Source organism: Paradesulfitobacterium aromaticivorans, assembly GCF_054657415.1.
In genome coordinates this window covers 740,242-758,991 of the sequence record NZ_BAAHYT010000011.1, presented here as the reverse complement: position 1 = coordinate 758,991, position 18,750 = coordinate 740,242, and the positions used below count along the sequence as shown (strand labels likewise).

General features: G+C 47.4%; 19 protein-coding genes. 11 read left to right on the top strand and 8 right to left on the bottom strand.

What is annotated here, in order from left to right; translation table 11 throughout:
• Positions 1 to 5 precede the first annotated feature (5 nt).
• A complete protein-coding gene (locus ACYQ2N_RS20490) occupies positions 6 to 1,985 on the top strand; it encodes a TRAP transporter permease (RefSeq protein WP_460001279.1) in 1,980 nt (659 codons plus the stop codon).
• Positions 1,986 to 2,161: 176 nt separating this feature from the next.
• Here the strand turns inward: ACYQ2N_RS20490 and ACYQ2N_RS20485 are convergent, their stop codons facing one another.
• On the bottom strand, positions 2,162 to 2,725 hold the full coding sequence (locus ACYQ2N_RS20485; protein ID WP_460001278.1) for a flavin reductase family protein: 564 nt from the start codon (positions 2,723 to 2,725) through the stop codon (positions 2,162 to 2,164).
• A 137-nt stretch (positions 2,726 to 2,862) separates the two neighbouring features.
• Here ACYQ2N_RS20485 and ACYQ2N_RS20480 point away from each other — a divergent pair, with 137 nt between their 5' ends.
• A complete protein-coding gene (locus ACYQ2N_RS20480) occupies positions 2,863 to 3,432 on the top strand; it encodes a hypothetical protein (protein WP_460001277.1) in 570 nt (189 codons plus the stop codon).
• Between the two features lie 200 nt (positions 3,433 to 3,632).
• Positions 3,633 to 4,547 carry a DMT family transporter gene (locus ACYQ2N_RS20475; protein ID WP_460001276.1) on the top strand — a complete coding sequence of 305 codons (915 nt, stop codon included), beginning with the start codon at positions 3,633 to 3,635 and terminating at the stop codon, positions 4,545 to 4,547.
• A gap of 119 nt (positions 4,548 to 4,666) precedes the next feature.
• Here the strand turns inward: ACYQ2N_RS20475 and ACYQ2N_RS20470 are convergent, their stop codons facing one another.
• Positions 4,667 to 5,146: a spore coat protein gene (locus ACYQ2N_RS20470; RefSeq protein ID WP_460001275.1), complete on the bottom strand. Its 480-nt coding sequence runs from the start codon at positions 5,144 to 5,146 to the stop codon at positions 4,667 to 4,669.
• 164 nt (positions 5,147 to 5,310) lie between these two features.
• Here ACYQ2N_RS20470 and ACYQ2N_RS20465 point away from each other — a divergent pair, with 164 nt between their 5' ends.
• The 3 genes from ACYQ2N_RS20465 (at position 5,311) to ACYQ2N_RS20455 (ending at position 8,325) form a co-directional block, all read left to right on the top strand.
• Positions 5,311 to 7,164: a divergent polysaccharide deacetylase family protein gene (locus tag ACYQ2N_RS20465; RefSeq protein ID WP_460001274.1), complete on the top strand. Its 1,854-nt coding sequence runs from the start codon at positions 5,311 to 5,313 to the stop codon at positions 7,162 to 7,164.
• A gap of 212 nt (positions 7,165 to 7,376) precedes the next feature.
• Entirely contained in the window at positions 7,377 to 7,649 is a 273-nt protein-coding gene (locus ACYQ2N_RS20460) for a hypothetical protein (protein WP_460001273.1), read from the top strand.
• Positions 7,600 to 8,325, top strand: coding sequence for a PDC sensor domain-containing protein (locus ACYQ2N_RS20455; protein ID WP_460001272.1), 726 nt, complete (start codon positions 7,600 to 7,602; stop codon positions 8,323 to 8,325). Before ACYQ2N_RS20460 ends, ACYQ2N_RS20455 begins: the two co-directional genes overlap by 50 nt.
• On the opposite strand, the gene ACYQ2N_RS20450 is transcribed toward ACYQ2N_RS20455, so the two are convergent.
• Complete coding sequence (locus ACYQ2N_RS20450; RefSeq protein ID WP_460001271.1) at positions 8,286 to 8,663, bottom strand: carboxymuconolactone decarboxylase family protein; 378 nt, start codon at positions 8,661 to 8,663, stop codon at positions 8,286 to 8,288. The two genes, ACYQ2N_RS20455 and ACYQ2N_RS20450, sit on opposite strands and share 40 nt — an antisense overlap.
• A 165-nt stretch (positions 8,664 to 8,828) precedes the next feature.
• Between ACYQ2N_RS20450 and ACYQ2N_RS20445 the strand changes: the two genes are divergently transcribed.
• Positions 8,829 to 9,305 (top strand): YbjN domain-containing protein, encoded by a 477-nt coding sequence (locus ACYQ2N_RS20445; protein WP_460001270.1) that lies wholly within the window; start codon positions 8,829 to 8,831, stop codon positions 9,303 to 9,305.
• A 215-nt stretch (positions 9,306 to 9,520) separates the two neighbouring features.
• The gene (locus tag ACYQ2N_RS20440) at positions 9,521 to 9,727 is read left to right on the top strand and encodes an alpha/beta-type small acid-soluble spore protein (protein ID WP_460001269.1); all 207 of its coding nucleotides are present in this window, start codon (positions 9,521 to 9,523) and stop codon (positions 9,725 to 9,727) included.
• Positions 9,728 to 9,797: 70 nt separating this feature from the next.
• On the opposite strand, the gene ACYQ2N_RS20435 is transcribed toward ACYQ2N_RS20440, so the two are convergent.
• The gene (locus ACYQ2N_RS20435; protein WP_460001268.1) at positions 9,798 to 11,090 is read right to left on the bottom strand and encodes an MFS transporter; all 1,293 of its coding nucleotides are present in this window, start codon (positions 11,088 to 11,090) and stop codon (positions 9,798 to 9,800) included.
• Between the two features lie 234 nt (positions 11,091 to 11,324).
• Between ACYQ2N_RS20435 and ACYQ2N_RS20430 the strand changes: the two genes are divergently transcribed.
• Complete coding sequence (locus tag ACYQ2N_RS20430; RefSeq protein WP_460001267.1) at positions 11,325 to 12,761, top strand: ATP-binding protein; 1,437 nt, start codon at positions 11,325 to 11,327, stop codon at positions 12,759 to 12,761.
• On the opposite strand, the gene ACYQ2N_RS20425 is transcribed toward ACYQ2N_RS20430, so the two are convergent.
• From ACYQ2N_RS20425 to ACYQ2N_RS20410, 4 genes are all read right to left on the bottom strand, one after another.
• On the bottom strand, positions 12,758 to 13,504 hold the full coding sequence (locus tag ACYQ2N_RS20425; RefSeq protein ID WP_460001266.1) for an ABC transporter permease: 747 nt from the start codon (positions 13,502 to 13,504) through the stop codon (positions 12,758 to 12,760). The two genes, ACYQ2N_RS20430 and ACYQ2N_RS20425, sit on opposite strands and share 4 nt — an antisense overlap.
• Positions 13,501 to 14,337 carry an ABC transporter ATP-binding protein gene (locus ACYQ2N_RS20420; protein ID WP_460001265.1) on the bottom strand — a complete coding sequence of 279 codons (837 nt, stop codon included), beginning with the start codon at positions 14,335 to 14,337 and terminating at the stop codon, positions 13,501 to 13,503. Before ACYQ2N_RS20420 ends, ACYQ2N_RS20425 begins: the two co-directional genes overlap by 4 nt.
• 30 nt (positions 14,338 to 14,367) lie before the next feature.
• Positions 14,368 to 15,390 carry an ABC transporter substrate-binding protein gene (locus tag ACYQ2N_RS20415; RefSeq protein WP_460001264.1) on the bottom strand — a complete coding sequence of 341 codons (1,023 nt, stop codon included), beginning with the start codon at positions 15,388 to 15,390 and terminating at the stop codon, positions 14,368 to 14,370.
• A gap of 351 nt (positions 15,391 to 15,741) precedes the next feature.
• Positions 15,742 to 15,948: a rhodanese-like domain-containing protein gene (locus tag ACYQ2N_RS20410; protein ID WP_460001263.1), complete on the bottom strand. Its 207-nt coding sequence runs from the start codon at positions 15,946 to 15,948 to the stop codon at positions 15,742 to 15,744.
• Between the two features lie 279 nt (positions 15,949 to 16,227).
• Here ACYQ2N_RS20410 and ACYQ2N_RS20405 point away from each other — a divergent pair, with 279 nt between their 5' ends.
• Both ACYQ2N_RS20405 and asnB read left to right on the top strand, forming a co-directional pair.
• Positions 16,228 to 16,614 (top strand): hypothetical protein, encoded by a 387-nt coding sequence (locus ACYQ2N_RS20405; RefSeq protein ID WP_460001262.1) that lies wholly within the window; start codon positions 16,228 to 16,230, stop codon positions 16,612 to 16,614.
• A gap of 272 nt (positions 16,615 to 16,886) precedes the next feature.
• Positions 16,887 to 18,746: an asparagine synthase (glutamine-hydrolyzing) gene (gene asnB, locus ACYQ2N_RS20400; protein WP_460001261.1), complete on the top strand. Its 1,860-nt coding sequence runs from the start codon at positions 16,887 to 16,889 to the stop codon at positions 18,744 to 18,746.
• Positions 18,747 to 18,750: the final 4 nt, after the last annotated feature.

The window sequence follows — 18,750 nt, the reverse complement described above, 5'->3', positions numbered from 1 at the left end:
GCCTAATGAGCAATCAAGAAAAAGGAAAGAAAATATCGGCTGATCAAATAGCCTCAGATGAAGTTGTACAAGAATTGCTCGAAAAGTACGACAGTGAATCTCGATTTAGAAAGTTTGCTCCCAGAACCAAAATGGCTATCTTTGTTTCAACAGTTGCCATCTTGTGGTCTGCATTCCAACTGTGGACCGCAGGGTTTGGCACCCTGGAAGCCATTAAAATGCGCGCTGCGCACCTAACATTTGTGCTAGTCTTGATTTTCCTGCTCTACCCTGCCCGCAAAAAGAACATGAAATCCCTTCCGTCCATCTTCGACTGGGGGCTCATTGCTCTAAGTATTGCAGTAGGGGCGTATATCTTCATTGCCAATGACGAACTCGCGATGCGCGGGGGCTTAGCCATTACCCGTGACTATTTCTTTGGTGCCTTGGCAATCTTGGTCGTATTCGAGGGCGGTCGCAGGGCTCTCGGCAAAGAACTTCCCATTTTGGGATTGTTATTTTTGGTCTATGCCTACCTGGGCGAGTACATCCCCGGTTCTTTCGGTCATAGCGGTTTTTCCCTTAAGCGGATTATCGAGCACATGTATCTCGGTACTGAAGGAATCTTTGGTACGGCCTTAGGGGTATCTGCCTCCTACATCTTCTTATTCGTCCTCTTTGGTGCCTTCTTAGGGGAAACCGGCATGGCCAAATTTATTAATGACTCATCCATGGCCTTAGCTGGCACTTCTCCCGGCGGCCCGGCCAAAGTTGCAGTCTTTGCCAGCGGCCTTATGGGCACCATTAACGGCAGTGCCGTGGCCAACGTAGCCACTACCGGTGCTTTTACAATTCCCTTAATGAAAAGTGTCGGCTATAAACCGCATTTCGCAGGGGCGGTGGAAGCAGTCGCCTCCACGGGTGGACAGATCATGCCTCCGGTCATGGGCGCAGCCGCTTTCATCATGGCGGAATTCCTCAATATTCCGTACAAGAACATCATGATCGCTGCTCTCCTGCCTGCATTCCTCTATTATCTGGCAGTGTTTGTGATGGTACACCTGGAAGCGCTCAAAACCGGTCTTTCCGGCATACCCCGCGAAGAACTCCCTTCGATGAAGGTAGTTGTTAAAGAGCGCGGACACTTAGTATTGCCGTTAATAGCTATAATTTACTTGCTCGTCAAAGGGGTTACCCCCACTTATGCTGCCTTCTACGGCATTATTATCGCCGTTCTTGCCAGCTATCTGCGCAAAAGCACTCGCATGAGTTTCAAAGGTATTCTGATGGCGATGGAAATGGGCGCCAAAGGGAGCATTGGGGTAGCAATCGCCACCGCAGTCGTAGGATTCATCGTTGGGGTCTCTTCCCTCACCAGTCTCGGCATTACCCTCGGTGACAATATGGTTGACCTGGCCCACGGCAGCCTGATTCTAACTTTGATCCTGTCTATGATCACAGCCATTATCCTTGGCATGGGCATGCCCACAACTGCTGTCTACATTGTTGGGGCTACCATCGTTGCTCCGGCTCTGGTTAAACTTGGAGTTGATCCGCTTTCCGCCCACTTGTTTGTTTTCTACTTTGGCAACATTTCCAACGTCACCCCGCCTGTAGCTCTCGCAGCCTTCACCGGGGCCGGAATTGCCGGAGCAGACCCGAGTAAAGTGGGGTGGACAGCCGCCCGCTTGGCTATTGCCGGCTTTCTCATTCCTTTCATCTGGATCTACTCTCCTGCTTTAATCGCGCAAGGTCATCCAACGGAAATTTTGCTGGCAGCGATTACTGCAAGTGTTGGGGTTATAGCCTTAGCCGCAGCCAGTCAGGGATTCCTTGTAACCAAGACTAGTACAGTACAGCGGGTGCTGCTAGCTGCTGCAGCCTTAGGCTTGATAAAACCCGGCTTGATTACAGACATTTTCGGCCTTTCAGTGCTCGTTATCGTCTATCTCTGGCAGAAGAAGCAAAAAAGCAGCACAGCTAATGCCTACGGCCACTCAGCGTAAGTAACTTTAAGCAAGTCAGCTTTTGTGAAGAATTAATAGTTGCACAGCGCAAGATAAGGGCCGCCACTGAGGGCGGTCCTTATTTAAATTACCCTGAAAAATTCCTATAAGAAGAGGCCAATAGGCTAAATTGGAATTGAAATAAGGGAGCCATTTTCGCTCCCCTGCTTACCATTCTAGGATTTTTTCGAATATCCGTGGAACCCTATTTTATCAGTTAACAAGCGGTATTCACTTAGACTGTATCCGTATGGTTGAATGCGGCCTACATCCGGACGTCCCTTTTCATCCAGAATATCCTCATTATAATGTATCGCTAAAACATCGGCAATAAACGCGTCATGACTTCCTAAGGAAAGGATTTGCCTGACCCGGCACTCAATATTAACCGGGCATTCTGCGATTAACGGTGCTTTAACATGGTTAGCCGCGACGGGAGTTAATCCTGTCTCTTTGAATTTATTAACTCTTTTCCCTGACACCACTCCGCAAAAGTCTACCTCTTTTGCCTGACTGGCAGTAGGAATGTTAATAACATATTCCCCTGACTCCTTAATTAAGCCGTGGGAATACCGCACAGGGTTAACCCCGATATAAACAATCGGCGGTTCTGAATTCATAATTCCTGTCCAAGCGATTGTAATCATATTGGGCTCCCCGCCCTCAACCTGAGAGGTCACGAGGATAGTTGGTACCGGAAACAAAACCGGAGCCGGCTTTGTCGCAACTTTCTTAATCATTATCATCTCCCTTCGCGACATCGCATATTAGCTTTTATTATACCACTAACCGGTATATTCATGAATACTTCTTCCATAAAAAAGGGCGGGTATGGTATAATTTTATGACTTTGATAGTCAGTGAGGTGTCATCACATTTGAATCCTATCACACTTTTCCTCGAATTAAAAATAGAAGCCTTAAACAGGGGGCGGGATAACGCTAGGAACACTCTGGAATATATGACTAAACTCTTCAACTCTGTCCAGGATAAAGAGGAGTATTTTGTATTTATCAATGAAGTGTCCGCTGTCCCCCAGCCCCGCAGCCGCGTGGCTAAGGTGTGTGAGGACTGTTTCCAACTGTTCTGTCTTCAAAAAGAGGGATATCCCCGTTTAGTTAGAATCCTTATCTTTTTCAAAGAGAAAACTTATGATAATTTTTTGATTAGGTTGGATGATGAACGCAATCTCTGTGAAATTGAAGATATCCAAATGGATGAAATCAGTGACCGGGGTATTGGTTCCGTCTGCCTTAAAAACCTGGAAACGGTTTTAAGTAAAAGCACAAGGATTAACCGCATAATCGCCGGAATCTCACCGCGCGATTACGAGCGGCGCAAGCACCTTTACCACTTTTACCGCGATAAAAATGGATATCAAATTAAAAAGGGTGTAACCAGAACTTCCTGGGGCTTGGTGGAGAAACTCCTTCCAATAGATTCCTAATGAAAATGAGCTTAGAATATAATATCAGATTCGATCTGATGATTTACGAATTCCCCGTGATCTGGTATATTAAAAGTGCTTTTCAGATTATTTCAACTTATATCACACGATGCTGCACCATGCTTTTCACAGGAATTATTCATGTTAATCAGATTTACTTTGGTAGTTAACCTAAATTTACTTAAAACGGGGTCGAGCATGTGAAGTCAAAATTAATGCCCTATCTTATGTTAGTTGGTGTTACCTTCATCTGGAGCACCAACTTTATCGTTGGCAAAGCTTTAGCCGATTTCCCTCCCATCTTCCTGGGCACAGCTCGGTTTGCGGTGGCAGGGGTTATTCTAGCGGTAATCATGTATCTGCAAAAATCCACCATACCCACAAGGGATGTATGGCAGAAAATCATTTTTATGGGACTTACCGGAGTATTCATTTTCAACCCCCTGATCTATTGGGGCCTTCATTATACGACCAGCATCAACGCCACGATGATTAACTCTTTAAGCCCCTTGACTGTAGCCCTTCTCAGTCACTTTTGGCTTAAAGAAAGATTAACTGCGCCCAAAATAACTGGGCTTGTGCTGTCGATCATAGGAATCGCCTGGATCGCCGGGAACGGCCACCTATCCAACCTCATGAGCCTGAAACTTAATCCCGGAGACATTATCATTCTCCTCGACACTTTTGTCTGGGCGGTCTACACAATCCTGATTAAACTTTCTTCAAAACACCTGACCCCTGTTCAGAGTACTGCGTGGGCCGTGTGGACAGGACTTATATTTCTGGTTCCCACCAGTTTCATTGAGAACGTGTGGTTGCCCTTTCCCTCACTAACCATGTCCACAGGTGCGGCTCTGATTTATCTGGGGCTGTTTCCGTCTGTGATCGCTTTTTTCCTGTGGAACACGGCTGTAAGTAAAGTCGGCCCCACACAGGCAGGGATTTTTTATAACCTTATTCCTTTTTTTAACGCGCTCTTAGCTTCACAATTTCTTAACGAAAGCCTCATGCCCTATCACATGCTCGGCGGTTTTCTCATTATCTCGGGCGTGATTATTTCCTCCCTGCCGAACTTCAGGTTTGCACGTTTCGCCCGCCGCACCAGACCCCAATAGCTCCATTAATTTAAGCAAACGTTAGCCACATTTTTGATTTGCGCGCATAAAGTATGAGAGCAGGTGTTATCCCCTGCTCTCATGCTTTATGCTATAAGTAAATATAAGATTTTGCTTAGCTATTGCACATTGTACATGCCATGGGACTGCATGTAATTAAAGAGATCTTCCCCGTGCTGCTGTTCTTCTTTTTGAATGTGGTTTAGAGCCTGGCGCACACCACTGTTAGCGCTCTCGAAAATTACGGTGTCATAAGTTCCGGAAATATACTTTTCCGTCATCAGCATGTCATTAACCATTTGCGCATCGTTTTGATTATATCCTGCCTGCGCGGCTTGCGTGGATGCGGCTGTCATCCCCTGCTGAGCTTGCTGCTGACCTTGTTGACCCTGAGCCATATTCGGGATCTGTCCACTTAAGATTTGGTTAATCGTGTTAAAATGTTCTCTTTCATGGCTTGCATGCTGGGTGAAGATTTGTTTTAAGGCCTGGTCTTGGGCCTCATTGGCATACCTGGTGTACTTTTGAATGCAGGTATCCTCATGGGTTTTTTGGTCTTGGAGCAACATTCTTTCTTTTTGGCTAAGTTTAATTGTCAAAAAGGGTACCTCCTTCGGGACTTTTTTACTCTGCTCTAGTTTCTTTCTTTCGCCTAAATTTTATACCCCACCAACCAGTAATAAAAATAGGGAATAAGTTCACTCTCGCCCTTTGCTCAAATATACATAGTTTTGGGTTAGTGCGGTTGAGAGGAGAGTTTGCTATGTGGAGGCGGCCAATAATTTTCCTTGTCCCTAGAAACTTGTTAGTGCTGGCTGGCTTGATCGGGCTCATGCTGATTGCCGGATCTTTCGGATGGCGGGCAGTCTGGGGAGCAGGGATTAAAGACAGGGTAATTGTGATCGATGCGGGCCATGGAGGAAAGGACCCCGGTGCCCAATACGGCGGCTTAAAAGAAAAAGACATTAATCTCGATGTGGCTCTGCGCCTGCGCACTGTCCTCGAACAAAAAGGCTCTAAAGTAGTGCTTACGCGCGATTCAGACCAAGATTTTTATGCTCCGGGAAATGTCATCGGACGCATGGCCAAAAGGATCGAACTTAACCAAAGAGTTGAACTGGCTTCAAACAATAACGCCGATCTTTTCATCAGCATCCATACCAATAGTTTCCCTCAGAGAAGCTCATATGGCATGGAGACTTACTACCACTTAAAGTCAGCCTCAGGACTGGCTCTGGCAGAACGTATTCAGCAAGCGCTGCGCTCTGTTCAACCCGAAAATATGCGCAAAGCTAAACCTGGAGACTATTATCTAATCAATCAAACGAAGATGCCGGCCGTTATTGTAGAAATTGGATTCCTGTCCAATTCTAAAGAGCGCAAGCTTTTACTTAACGACACTTATAAAGATTCGGTAGCACAGGCGATTGCGGTTGGAATTGATAATTACTTTAAAGATTATCCCCTGGGAGTTCAAGAGGGTGCCCCGACCCTGTCCCAGCTTGCCGGGCCTCCACCCGCGACCGCAGACACCTTCAGGCTGTATTTTCCTAGCAACGGTTGGGAGGAACTTGCTACGGAAGAGCGTCAGGCTCCTTCCACCAAATGGCCTGCCTTACATGCTCCTGCCAAAATAGCCCTGATTCTAAATGAACTGATTAAAGGTCCAGCCTCCCCAGCCCACGTTCAGGCAGTACCATCGCAAACGCAAATCTTGGCTGTAGAAGTCAAAAACGGAATCGCCACCATTAACCTGAGCCATGAAATTCGCGATAATTTCCCGGGTGGAGCCTTAGTGGAAGACATGGCAGTGAACTCACTGGTGTGGTCAGCTTCCCAGATTCCAGGGATTCAAGGAGTAAGAATCCTGATTGATGGTCAATTTGCCGACTCTATAGGCGGGCATGTAATTTTAGACCATACTTTTACACCCACACCTCCTGCCGCCAGGGCCGCAATCGTAATTGACGACTGGGGCATCAACAACCCCGGAACCCAAGAAATCCTTAACACGGAGGTAGCATTTACAGCCGCTGTGATGCCTAACATGCTCTATACCCGCAAAGAAGCTGAACTTCTCCACGAAAAAGGGCACGAAATCATCATGCACATGCCGCTGGAAGCCAAAGGCGGGCGGACTGACTGGCTGGGACCAGGTGCTCTCCTCAGCGGCTTAAGTGCTCAAGAACTCCGAAGCAGACTGAATCAGAGCTTTGACACCGTCCCGTATGCAGTGGGGTTAAGCAACCACATGGGATCTAAAGGGAGCGAAAATATCCTGATTACTCGGGAAATTATCAAGATGGCTCAGGACAACAACTTATTTATCCTGGACAGTAAAACCAGTGAATCATCCATCTTGGCTCAAGAGGCCAAGAAAGCCGGGCTCCCCTGGGGTGTGCGCGATGTTTTTCTCGATAACTCAGCTGAACTTAATTCCATCAAGAAACAGCTCCGTCTGCTTATCACTACAGCGAAGAAGAATGGAAAGGCAATCGGCATCGGACATGTCGGCCCGCAGGGTCCAAACACTGCACAGGCCATCAAGGAATTACTCCCCGAATTCGCTAAGGCAGGCGTACAAATAGTTCCACTGTCAGAACTAATCCAACATTAATTAGACTCTCTTGTAGCCCTCTAACTCGTGATACTTTTCCAAGCAATCTAACAGATAAGCCGCCGCAGACAACTTCTTGCGAGAATCTTGCTGCGGCATTTTCGACACCTTTTTACTTATTTCAGAGAAGTCTACGGAATCTTCGCCTGGAAATGACATAAAAATTACAGCTAAATTCTCTGAGACGTAGGATTTTCAACCCATCATGTCGAATGAATCAACTTTGGAAACAACCTTCGGAGGTAATAACGTGCAACCACGTTTACGGAGTAAAACTTCGCGGCCAACTTTTGCTGTTTACCGGCCTTCTGGTGCTGGTTCCTCTGCTTCTGATAGGTTATCTGGTCGACCAACGTGTAAGTGCGGCCATGACCGAGCAAGCCTTGGCCCATAATGCACATGTCGGTAACCTGGTACAGACTGAAGTGCAGCGCTTTGTCGAAATTGGAACAGCAAACCCTCGCCGTAGCCGCGTCCTCAGCTGATCTCTGGGATGTCTCTAAACGCCAGCAGCATCTTGACCACCTATACAACATGATGAGTCATTGGAAAAGAGTGTATATTGCAGACGCGGAGACAGGGAAAATCCTCAACAGCACATCAGACGAAGACATGAGTAAACTCCCTTCAAATTATGATGCCCGCCTGCGTGATTGGTACCACCGGGCCCTAGTTAATCCCGGGGTATCTGTGAGTGAAATATACCCGGATACTGTTGTAACCGGAGAAGATATGATTTCTTTTTCCACCGTTATCCGCAATGAGGATGGTAAATTGATAGGAGTCTTGGCAGCCGACCTTACCCGGGACTCCTTGCGCAAAAGTTTGCAGGAAAAAATCGCAGATGCCATGACTTCGGACAGAGCATACCGCAAAGCACTCTCCCTTGACGAAGCTCTTAAAGAACTTAAGCGCGGAGCCGGCAAACAATTTGACCAGGAAATGGTAGAAGTTTTTCTCACTATCCCCCGCCCTCTCTTAGTCAAATGTATCTCCACTTCGTACGAAACTAAAAATAAACCGCGTGCCTTTATCAGCAGTATACAAAAGCGCCACCAGGGCGCTTTTTTACATAACTCAAAGCTTTTATATGACATAGCCTTTATTATTTGCATTATCCGCTATTTTGAGGGTTTAATCATCATCCCATTATTAAAATGATTCATCGACCCCACGAGATCGATCACGGCCAAAATTTCTACGATCTGTTGATCACTGAAACCGGCTTCGCGTAATTCTTCCCCATAGTTGTTAATACACATTTCGCAGTTATTTACAGTTGATACTGCAAAAGCTATCGCCAGCTTGGTCTCTTTGGTAAGAGCGTCCGAACCCATTACAGTTTCCATCTTTTGTAACACAAGTTTAAGATACTCGGGGTGATTGGCCATCGCCCGTAGCGGAGGAGGAACCTCCCCGTACTTTTCTTTAAGTTTGGCAAAAATAGGTTTAACTTCAGCACTGACATTGTCTTCGGATAATAGTTCAACACTGGGCATCGTATTAATTCCCTCCTTCGATTAAATCTTTCTTATTATGTCACCCCAAAAAAATTTAATCCTGCTTAAAAGTTTACTCGCAAGCTTCTGCTAGCAGGAATTCCCAGCTATCATGTGGAACTCTTCTTACACTGAAGTCATTTTTAGAAAAAGGGAGTGAATGAGATGTCTCTCTTCGAAATGTTAGGCATCGTGCTTCATGAAGATGGCTGGAACTGTGAGACGGATGCCAAAAATCAGATCGTGCGCCTCGAAATCCGTGGGGTGAATGCAGCTTTTTATGCCTTCATCATTGCAGATGATGAACAAGAATCTCTTTTGTGCAATACCCACATCAAGCTGCGAGTTCCCGCAGCTAAGCACCTTGAAGTGTGTGAATTCATGAACCGGGTTAATTATGAGCTGGCCAATGGCAACTTCGAGATGGATATGGAAGACGGAGAAATTCGGTTCCGCACCTATCTCGATTTATCTGGAGCAAAACCATCTAAGGAACAAATACTTAACCTAATTTGGAATGGAGTCCAAAGCTTTGACAACTATTATCCTGGCTTACTTAAAATTATTCATAACGGATTCACCGCTGAAGAATCAATCCGTTTTTGCGAAAATTCCCAGGAACAAGACAGGCAGGCTTACTAATAGAGTTCCATCAAAACTAGCTCCGTTATAAAATCGTATATAACTATAGTTTCCATATACAACCGTAAATTCCAAACTAATGTGAGGGATATACATCATGCCATTTTTGGATAATCTCCGATAGAACAGCAACAATTACCTGAGTAACTTAATCGTAATAACAAATAATAAGAACGTCTCCAATACATCCAAAATTCTAAAGGAGGGACCCAATCATGGCAGGAGAAAGAAGCACTAACACCCCCGCATCACAAGGAGCTAGCCAAGCGTTGGATCAATTCAAATATGAAGTTGCCAACGAGCTTGGAGCTCAACTCGGTGGTGACCGCACAAGCCGTGAAAACGGTTCTGTCGGTGGTCAGATGACCAAACGCATGATCCAATTCGCCGAAGAAAACCTGAAGAGGGGTACCCGCATCTAACTAGTTTCATGAGTAATTAATTTCTCACAAGAGGGATATCCACTGGATATCCCTCTTATTTTATGGTCTTTTATCCTCTGCCCACATGTGACAAGCGCGCCCTCAGCCACCCAAAGAACGGAGCATGAAGAAAAGCAGCTCCCACAGCCCCCAGAAAAGCTACCATGGCTGACAGCCACAAATTTTCGACCATCCCCCAGCCCCAGTCAAGCATAATCCCGGCTACGGCTGGGGCGGCCATCTGGCCAAGCCCAAAAGCAACAGTAACAGCTCCAAAAGCAGTGGGTGCCAGCTGCGGTCCTACTTCGTCCCCACAGGCTGCATTCATAATCGCCGGAATGCTGAAAATACTTAGTCCGTATATTAGGGCTGCCACCGTAATGCCGGCGTCCCAGGGTAGAACTGCAAACGCCACCAAACAAGATCCATGCAAAAAGTAAACCAGGAACAGTCCCCAGCGCCGCCCTAAACGGTCGGAAACCCAGCCCCATAAGAAACCGCTGCCGAGGCTAAAGATACCGACCCATGACCAGAGCCGCCCGGCAGCAACTGTTGTCCACCCCCGGGTTTCAGTTAGATATGCTCCGAAGAAAGTCGTAAAAATAACATAGGAAAAGCCAAACGCAAAGTACACCAGACCGAGTTTACGCAGCACCGGTTTTGTACGCCAAACCCTATAAATCTGGACCCAAATGCTCTCCTTGTTTTCCTTCCCTACCGTCGCTGCCTGTTTGCCGCCGGAGTTGCCTGGGCGGTCGCGCAAAACGATAGCTGACCAGAGCCCAATGACTAAAACCATTACTCCCAACCAAATCCAGGCAGTACGCCATCCTTGACCCCCAGCCTTATTTAGCCAGTGCGGGATTGTGTACCCATTTATCAAAAGCCCAAAACCTGAGCCACTTACTAAAAGTCCTGACGCTAAGCCCCGCCGTTGCGGTGGAACCCAGGCGCTTACCATAGCCATTACCGGCACATTCGCCCCTGCCATTCCAACCCCGGCCAAAGCCAGCCAGGCCAAAGGAGACCAGAAACCATCCACCATGCCCGTGGTTACCAAGGAGGCTCCTTCTACAAGCAAGGACAAGGCTATCACTTTACGCGGTCCCCATGCCGACGCTGCAATTCCAGACCCCAGGCTGAAAGAGAGATAGCCCAGGAAAGCAGCAGTAACCATAACGCCCATTTCAGAATGGCTTAAACTTAGACCCGCTTGCATGGTGGGCAAAATGAGGGCCATGCTGAAACGTCCAAAACCTAAAGAACCAAGAACCACTAGGACACCGGTAATTAAAATGACTAAAACTTGCGTATTACTGGATCGCACCTTGCGTTTTACTTTGCGGTTTGCCTCATCCGCCATAATCAGCCCTCCATTCTAAATATTTTATATCTTTAGAATATTTAGTATAAATATTATTCGTTACTAACAGCGCCATTCCTGCCTCTCCGTCAATAAATTTAGCATACTTTGCTAATAATTTAACTGTTTATTGTATAAGGGTGTATCTAAAGCAGCAGGAAAGTAGAGTAATACAGAGAATTTTAAGAAGGGTGGTTTTTAGTTCAAACACAAATTAGAAGGAGCTGATCCAACTTGTACCAAACACAGGCTTATGCCGAACTAAAATACGCGCATCTTCTGCCTCGAGCCTTAACTGTCTTGCGCTCAGTTGGGGAAAGCGAACTCATCCAATCCTGGTCCAGCCTCGTTGAAGAATTAAGTGCAGCCGAACCAGCTTGGTCTAAAATACTCACTCACTACCACCGTTTCTTCATGCTGGTAGCGGAAAATTCATGGTCTGACGGGATAATTAATCTGGTCTTGGAATCTGACAACACATTCAGCCGCTGTTCAGCTCAGTCCGGGGCAGACGTGGCTGGGACTGAGCCCGTGCTGGCTGACCTCGCAGCCCGCGATCTTAACCTGTTGCAGGAGATATCCCGCTTTACCCCTTCCCGGCTGCAAGCGTTGGCTCGATCCAGGTTCGAGCTAACCAAGGACGAAGAGAACGCTTCATATCTAAGCTCCACTCCCCTCGCCCCTGAGCACTGGCCGCATTGGGAACAAAGCCATGCCCGCCCGGACTCCGGCCTGGCAGCAGCCGGCAAAAATCCGGACAGAGCTGCCCGAACATCACCTCATAACTCAGCTGGGCTATGGCTTAAGCACATGCGGGAGAATCTTTACACCGAGTTCAGGCAGGCCTCATCTTGGGACAAAGCACTGCCGGCCTTGGCAGAGTATTTTCACCACCTTGGGTTTGGAGTATGCAACAACTTCCTGGCCTTCCGCTGGCGGCAAGATCACACCTCTCCTTTAGAAGGGGTGGCTAATCCGGATTCAATCCAGCTCGAGCAATTAATAGGCCTGGAACGGGAAAAAGGAATCGTGACGGAAAACACGGATAGTTTCCTGGAGGGAAGGCCTGCCAACAATATAATCCTATATGGCAACAGGGGTACTGGGAAATCCTCCATGGTCAAAGCCCTGCTTCAAGCTTATGCCAGCCGCGGCTTGCGCTTAGTTGAGCTCGGCAAATCCGATCTAAGCGGTTTTCCTCAAGCTTATAGATTATTAGCTGATATTCCTTTGAAATTTATCATTTTTATCGATGACTTGTCCTTTGACGAAACAGAACCAGAGTATAAAGCACTGAAGACTCTGCTCGAAGGAGGTTTGGCTGCAAAACCGCACAACGTCTTAATCTATGCAACTTCAAACCGGCGTCATCTGGTAAAAGAAAGCTTCGCTGAACGCCAGGGGGATGAGATTAATGTACGTGACAGCATGGAAGAGAAACTCTCCCTTGCAGACAGGTTCGGGATCACTGTCACTTTCCCGGCCCCTGCCCAGGAAGATTACCTAAGGATCGTCGAAGGCTTAGCCCTTCAGCGCAAGTTGGACATCAACCCGGCTGACCTGCGCCAATTGGCCCTGCGCTGGGAGATGTGGCATAACGGTCGTTCCGGGCGCTCTGCCCGCCAGTTTATCGACCATTTAACAGCACAGTTGAGCAAACACCAGGTCTAGCGCCCTTTCACATGCTGCCAGCGCACAAGTACTTTTTCCGCAAGATCCACTACGAGAAAGAGCAACACTCCGAGCAAACCCATAACCAAGATTCCGGCAAACATCTCGTCCGGAGCAGAGCGGCTCCAGGCATCCATAATAAAATAGCCCAAGCCTTGGGTAGTGGCAAAAGATTCCGCGAAGAATAGCACCGCGATGGCTGTTCCCATACTAAGCCTTAATGCTGTTAGAACATCAGGCAGGCAGGCCGGCAAGAGGAGGTAGCGGTATACCTGATAGTGGCTTGCACCCAGAGAAAGCAGGGAATCCACTCTTTCGGGCGGGACTTTGCGTACAGCATCCCGTGTAGTTACGAGAATCTGGAAAGAGACGATAAGGGTAATCAGGAAGATCTTAGAGGTATTACCCAGCCCTAAGAAAAGCAAAATTAAAGGTAAAAACACGATTTTCGGGATTGGGTATGTTAAATAAACCAAAGGGGCGAGAAAGCGGTCAAGCTTTGGTTCAAATCCCATAATTAACCCCAGGGGCAGTCCGATAAGCAGGGACAAAGCAGTAGAGAGCACCACCCTATAGGTACTGATCCAGAGATGGCTTGTCAGTCCCTGTCCGATGAGCCTTCCCGTAGCGCGTAAGGACTCACCCGGCGTGGGCAGCATCGGGCTGTTCACGCCCAGAGATGCCCCCTGCCAGATCAGAAGCAAAAATACCGCTGCCAGCACATATCCTCTTGTTGCCCTCACTTTTCTCCCCTGCCTTCTAATAACGCGCGCACCGTGGAACAGCGCCGGTAAAACAGCTCTGTTCCACGATAACCATCTGTTCCCACTTCCGGATTATCAACTTCCCCCAGAATCTCAGTCGGCCTTCTGTCCGCCAGCACCAGGATTCTGCGTCCCAAAAAAACCGCCTCTTCGATGCTGTGCGTAACTAAGACCGCCGTCAGATGCTCACGCCTCCAGATGTCCAAGAGCAGGTACTGTAAGCGTTCCCGCGTCAAGGCATCTAATGCAGAAAGCGGTTCATCCATCAATAAGAGGTTAGGTTCGAGGCTTAAGGCCCGAGCCAAGGCCACCCGCTGACGCTGTCCACCGCTCAACTGCCCGGGAAAGTGGTCATGCACTTCCTCTAAGCCCATATCAGCGACCAGCTTCCTTACCTTGGGACGGTAGTGGCGTCTGGGCCACCCGCGCACACGCAGACCAAGGCTCACATTATCCTCAACTGTGAGCCAGGGAAAAAGCCCATATTCCTGTAAAATAAAAGCAGACTGTTGCCGCGGTTCCCGAACCAGCTGCCCCTCTATCCGTATTTCACCCTCACTGGGATTAAGCAAGCCGGCAATTAGGTAAAGGAGCGTGCTCTTGCCACAGCCTGACGACCCGATCAAGACCAGACTCTCACCTTGAGCAATATGCAAATTAAAATCCCGGTAGACCTCAAGGCGCGACTTGTCCCGTTCATACACCAAGCCGCAGTGGGAAATATCTATCAACCTCTGTTCATACCTTTCCCCTACACAATTGAGCCGAAAATTCAAACGCAAAGCAAGCGTTTGACATTTCCATAAATCCAATTAACAAACCTTTTTTTAAACACTGTTAATCTAAGCCGTTGGGAGAAGGCTGGGGTTAACCAGTTCCTGATAAGGGTATGGAGCAGGGAGTAGCTTCTTGTTTACCATCCACTGCATCACACTGTTAACTTCCTCTTCACTGGGAAGACGCAGCGCAGAAAATGTAGGAACAGGGTAAGAAGATTTCAGCGGGTCCGGAATCTTGGCCTTTTCTATAACCAAATTCCGATACTTCTCAGGTTCTTTCGTCAAAGCCTGCCCAGCATCCCCGTAAACTTTAACGACGGCCTTTATTCCCTGCAGATTAGACTTAATGCTGGCCGCACGGAACAGTATTACTGTCTGGGAAACATTGCGGTAAGTATCATCCACCACAAGCTGTGCTCCTTGCGCTACAGCCAAAGTTGCCAGGGGGTCAGGAAGGCAGGCCGCTTCAATCTTGTTCGCCAAGAGCATATCTTTGCGCACAGGCATATTAGGGATGGGCATTTTCTTAATCTCAGCCGGAGTTAGCTTGGCATCACCCAGCATTTGGTCTGTAACATAGTCGATAATGGAATTTTCGGATACCCCTATTTCCACATTTTTTAAGTCTTGAGGCTTTTTAATCTTGGAATTCGGCGAGGACAGAATGGCGAAGCGGCCTTCTTTCGGAGTTGCCCCCATGCCAATCGCTGCTATCTTGATGTCCGTACCGGCCTTTTTAATTAATCCGACCGCCACTAAATCAGCCACTTCCCCGTCAATCTGGCCTGCTTGCAAAGCAACATCACGTTCTTGGGCGCTGGTAAATGGCACAAGTTGAACATTCACGCCCGCTTTGCCGAAAAATCCGTCCTGCTCAGCCACATAAAAAGGCAGATTATCCTCAATCGGCAGCACTCCGATTTTAACAGGCTTACCCTGATCTTGAGAAGTGCCCGGAGCTTGCTGCTGGGGTCCACACCCGCCTACAGTCAAGGCCACAGCCAGCATTATCATTAAAACTACACCATAAGACTTCTTAAGCACAACAATCACTCCCTTATTTCTAACCTGTTTCAATTTCGACATGACATCTACAATTCCTGCCGGAACTTTAAGGTTTTACATAACTCTTAAAACAACTTCGACCGCAAAAGAGCGCAGTAGTTTCGCCTAACGCCCTGAAACATCAGGGTTAGTATGTCAGTAAGACAGTCTCTCTAATCTCTAATCTCTAATCTCTAATCTCTAATCTCTAATCTCTAATCTCTAATCTCTAATCTCTAATCAATATTCTATATCAATAACGAAAAAAGCGTCCTTAAATAGGGCGCTTTCATATTTCAACTGTTTACTTAGCTACTGGAAAGCTCTTTAACCATTCCGGGAACCCACCCAGCAGAGAAAGCGCATCAAAGCCGTTCATCTTCAAGACTGCTATCACCTGACCTGAGGTTTGGCCGGACAATACACAATAATTTGCTTATCTTTGGGCAAGCCGGCAAACCTTTGGCCCATCTCAGAAAACGGAATATTGACTGCATCGGGAATATGCCCAACAGCATAATCTTCCGGCTTGCGGATATCAATCAGATATAATTTCTCAAGGTCATGCAGTTTAGCTTTAAGCCCCGGACCGTCGATCAAATTATAACTAGGAGGGATGTTCGCGAAATAATCTTCGGTAGCTTTCCGCAGTTAGTATATCCTAACTTATGCCCTGGAGCAACCACCTCAGCCCCACAGCATGTTGCTCCTTTGTTCGTCCGATCCTCAATTCTCCTTTCTTACACAACCACCTCCTATTTCTCTAAATCTCGAAATTTTCCTGCCGCATAAGAGACTTTTTTGTCGAATAATAAAGAAGGATTTTCAGCTTCTGTTGGCGAAATATTAAGATAATACAGAAACCTGGGGGGTGTACACTTGAAGCCGGATACAAAGCAAAAAGTTCTACTCGCTCTTTATACCGAATACCAGAGAGATCTGCCCAATTTTGATGATATCACCGCGGCTTCATTGGGAATGAACCCGGATATATTCAATATAGCCATCAAAAAACTCCAGGACGAAGAATTAATTGGGGATGTACACCTTATTTGGGGGGAAGAAAAAGATTCTGTTCCTATGGGGGTAGTCCTGAGCGTCTGCAGATTGACCAGACTGGGAATCGACTATGTGGAAAAAAACTTTGGCATTGAAAACGGTTTGCCTGTCAGAGAGAAGATTATTGTGCTCAGTGGCAAATTCGCAGACTGGGGACTGCAGGAATTAAATGTGCTGGTAGCCCGTGTCCTGGCAGAAACGGCTTAAGCAAATAAGCGTATATTGTTATACTTTTCTATTTTTTTTAGAGGGAGCAAGAATGCTCCCTCTTGAATGATCCCTGTGGTTTTTTACAGAATATGCCTTTAATTTGCAAGAAAGCTGCTTTAATCAAAATAAGATTAGAACAGCTTTTTTATTAGGCGTACACTTAAAACTAATACATTCCTGGATTAGTAACCATCGCAGTAATGCTGACATATACTACGCTATCTAATTGATAACGATTATCCTTATCGGAGCTAGGAGGGCGAGAGTTTATGTGTGGAATTATTGGCTGGGTTGATTGGAACAGGGATCTTAGAAACGGGCAAAATGTGATCAGAGCAATGACTGAACGTTTAAGCGCGCGCGGCCCGGACGCTGAAGAGTACTGGCTTGCCGAGCGGGCAGCTTTCGGTCACCGCCGACTGATAGTGATTGACGCTGAAGGCGGACGGCAGCCTATGCGAGGCGCGGCAGGAGAACATAGTTGCACTCTCATCTACAACGGAGAGATATACAATACGGAAGAGTTGCGCCAGGAACTGCTGCTCAAGGGTTATACCTTTAGCGGGCATTCGGACACCGAAGTTTTATTAAAGTCATACCTAGCTTGGGGAGCAGAGTGTGTCCAACGCTTAAATGGAATTTTCTCTTTTGCTGTCTGGGATGATCAAAGAGAACGTCTTTTCCTTGCCCGCGACCGTTTAGGAGTTAAACCGCTCTTTTACACTGAAAGGCCCGGTTTTATCCTCTTTGCATCCGAGCTTAAAGCTCTGCTGGCTCACCCAGAGATTGAACCGATTGTCGACAAAGACGGACTGAGTGAAATCTTGCTCGTAGGACCGGCCCGCACGCCCGGGAACGGTATCTATAAAGGGATTCGTGAACTAAAGGGAGGGCAGGCTTTACTATATTCGCGTCAGGGTATGCGCATCTACTCCTATTGGCAATTGCAAGCTCATGCTCATCTTGATGATCCTGCCACAACGGTCGGCAACGTGCGGGAATTATTTCTAGACGCCGTAAAGCGTCAGTTAGTCTCGGACGTACCCATTGGGACTCTTCTCTCCGGAGGGTTGGATTCGAGCGCAATTACTGCGGTAGCGAGCGATCTTTTCTCCCCGCTTCCTACCTTTTCTGTCGATTACGTTGATAATGAGAAATATTTTCAGCCTAATGACTTTCAGCCGAATCCCGATGAACCCTGGATTGAACGAGTCTCCCGCCATTTTGGCACTGAACACCGCTCAGTTGTCCTCAGGACAGAGGATTTAGCAAGTTCTCTGGCCGACTCGATGCGGGCCCGTGATCTTCCGGGCATGGCAGACATTGATTCTTCTCTCTTGCTTTTCGCCAAAGAGATCAAAAAGGACATTACAGTCGGTCTCTCCGGAGAGTGTGCAGATGAAGTGTTCGGAGGCTATCCCTGGTTTCACCGGGAGGAAGCACTGCAGGCAGCAACTTTTCCCTGGGCCCTGCGCCTTGAACACCGCTTGGCAGTGCTTGCGCCCACACTTATTCAGGAACTGAACGGACAGGAATACCTAAGACACCGCTACCAGGAAGCTTTAGCCGAAGTTCCGCAAGAATCTGAACAGAAGAATCTGATAGCTCCGGGTAAACCTAGTATGGAAAAGCGGCTGCGTGAAATTTCTTACCTTACTTTAACCCGCTTTATGCCAACTCTCCTCGATCGTAAAGACCGCATGACCATGGCCTCTGGACTTGAAGTGCGTGTTCCTTTTTGTGATCATCGTCTGGTGGAATATGTCTGGAATATTCCCTGGGAACTCAAGAATTATCAAGGACGAGAGAAAGGACTGCTGCGGCAAGCCCTGACTGGGATCTTGCCTGAAGATGTGTTGTGGCGGCGTAAAAGCCCTTATCCCAAAACTCATAATCCGCTATATCTTGAAAAAGTCGGCCTCTGGCTAAGCGAGATCCTCGCCGACAGCAATTCTCCCCTCAGGCCTCTCCTTAATGTGCCTACGCTTAAAGAATTAATCAAAACCTCATCAAGTATGCCGTCAGGACGGCCATGGTTTGGCCAGCTCATGGATCTTCCCCAACTGTTTGCCTACCTAATCCAGACTGATCTTTGGCTGCGCGAATACAGGGTGTCACTTTCCCTGTGAGGTT

Bases quoted from the DNA above. Each gene is read 5' to 3' on its own strand.
- ACYQ2N_RS20445 (WP_460001270.1), top strand. From the start codon at position 8,829: ATGTCTCTCTTCGAAATGTTAGGCATCGTGCTTCATGAAGATGGCTGG.
- ACYQ2N_RS20485 (WP_460001278.1), bottom strand. From the start codon at position 2,725: ATGATTAAGAAAGTTGCGACAAAGCCGGCTCCGGTTTTGTTTCCGGTA.
- ACYQ2N_RS20450 (WP_460001271.1), bottom strand. From the start codon at position 8,663: ATGCCCAGTGTTGAACTATTATCCGAAGACAATGTCAGTGCTGAAGTT.
- ACYQ2N_RS20440 (WP_460001269.1), top strand. From the start codon at position 9,521: ATGGCAGGAGAAAGAAGCACTAACACCCCCGCATCACAAGGAGCTAGC.
- ACYQ2N_RS20435 (WP_460001268.1), bottom strand. From the start codon at position 11,090: ATGGCGGATGAGGCAAACCGCAAAGTAAAACGCAAGGTGCGATCCAGT.
- ACYQ2N_RS20460 (WP_460001273.1), top strand. From the start codon at position 7,377: ATGAATCAACTTTGGAAACAACCTTCGGAGGTAATAACGTGCAACCAC.
- asnB (WP_460001261.1), top strand. From the start codon at position 16,887: ATGTGTGGAATTATTGGCTGGGTTGATTGGAACAGGGATCTTAGAAAC.
- ACYQ2N_RS20490 (WP_460001279.1), top strand. From the start codon at position 6: ATGAGCAATCAAGAAAAAGGAAAGAAAATATCGGCTGATCAAATAGCC.
- ACYQ2N_RS20415 (WP_460001264.1), bottom strand. From the start codon at position 15,390: ATGTCGAAATTGAAACAGGTTAGAAATAAGGGAGTGATTGTTGTGCTT.
- ACYQ2N_RS20465 (WP_460001274.1), top strand. From the start codon at position 5,311: ATGTGGAGGCGGCCAATAATTTTCCTTGTCCCTAGAAACTTGTTAGTG.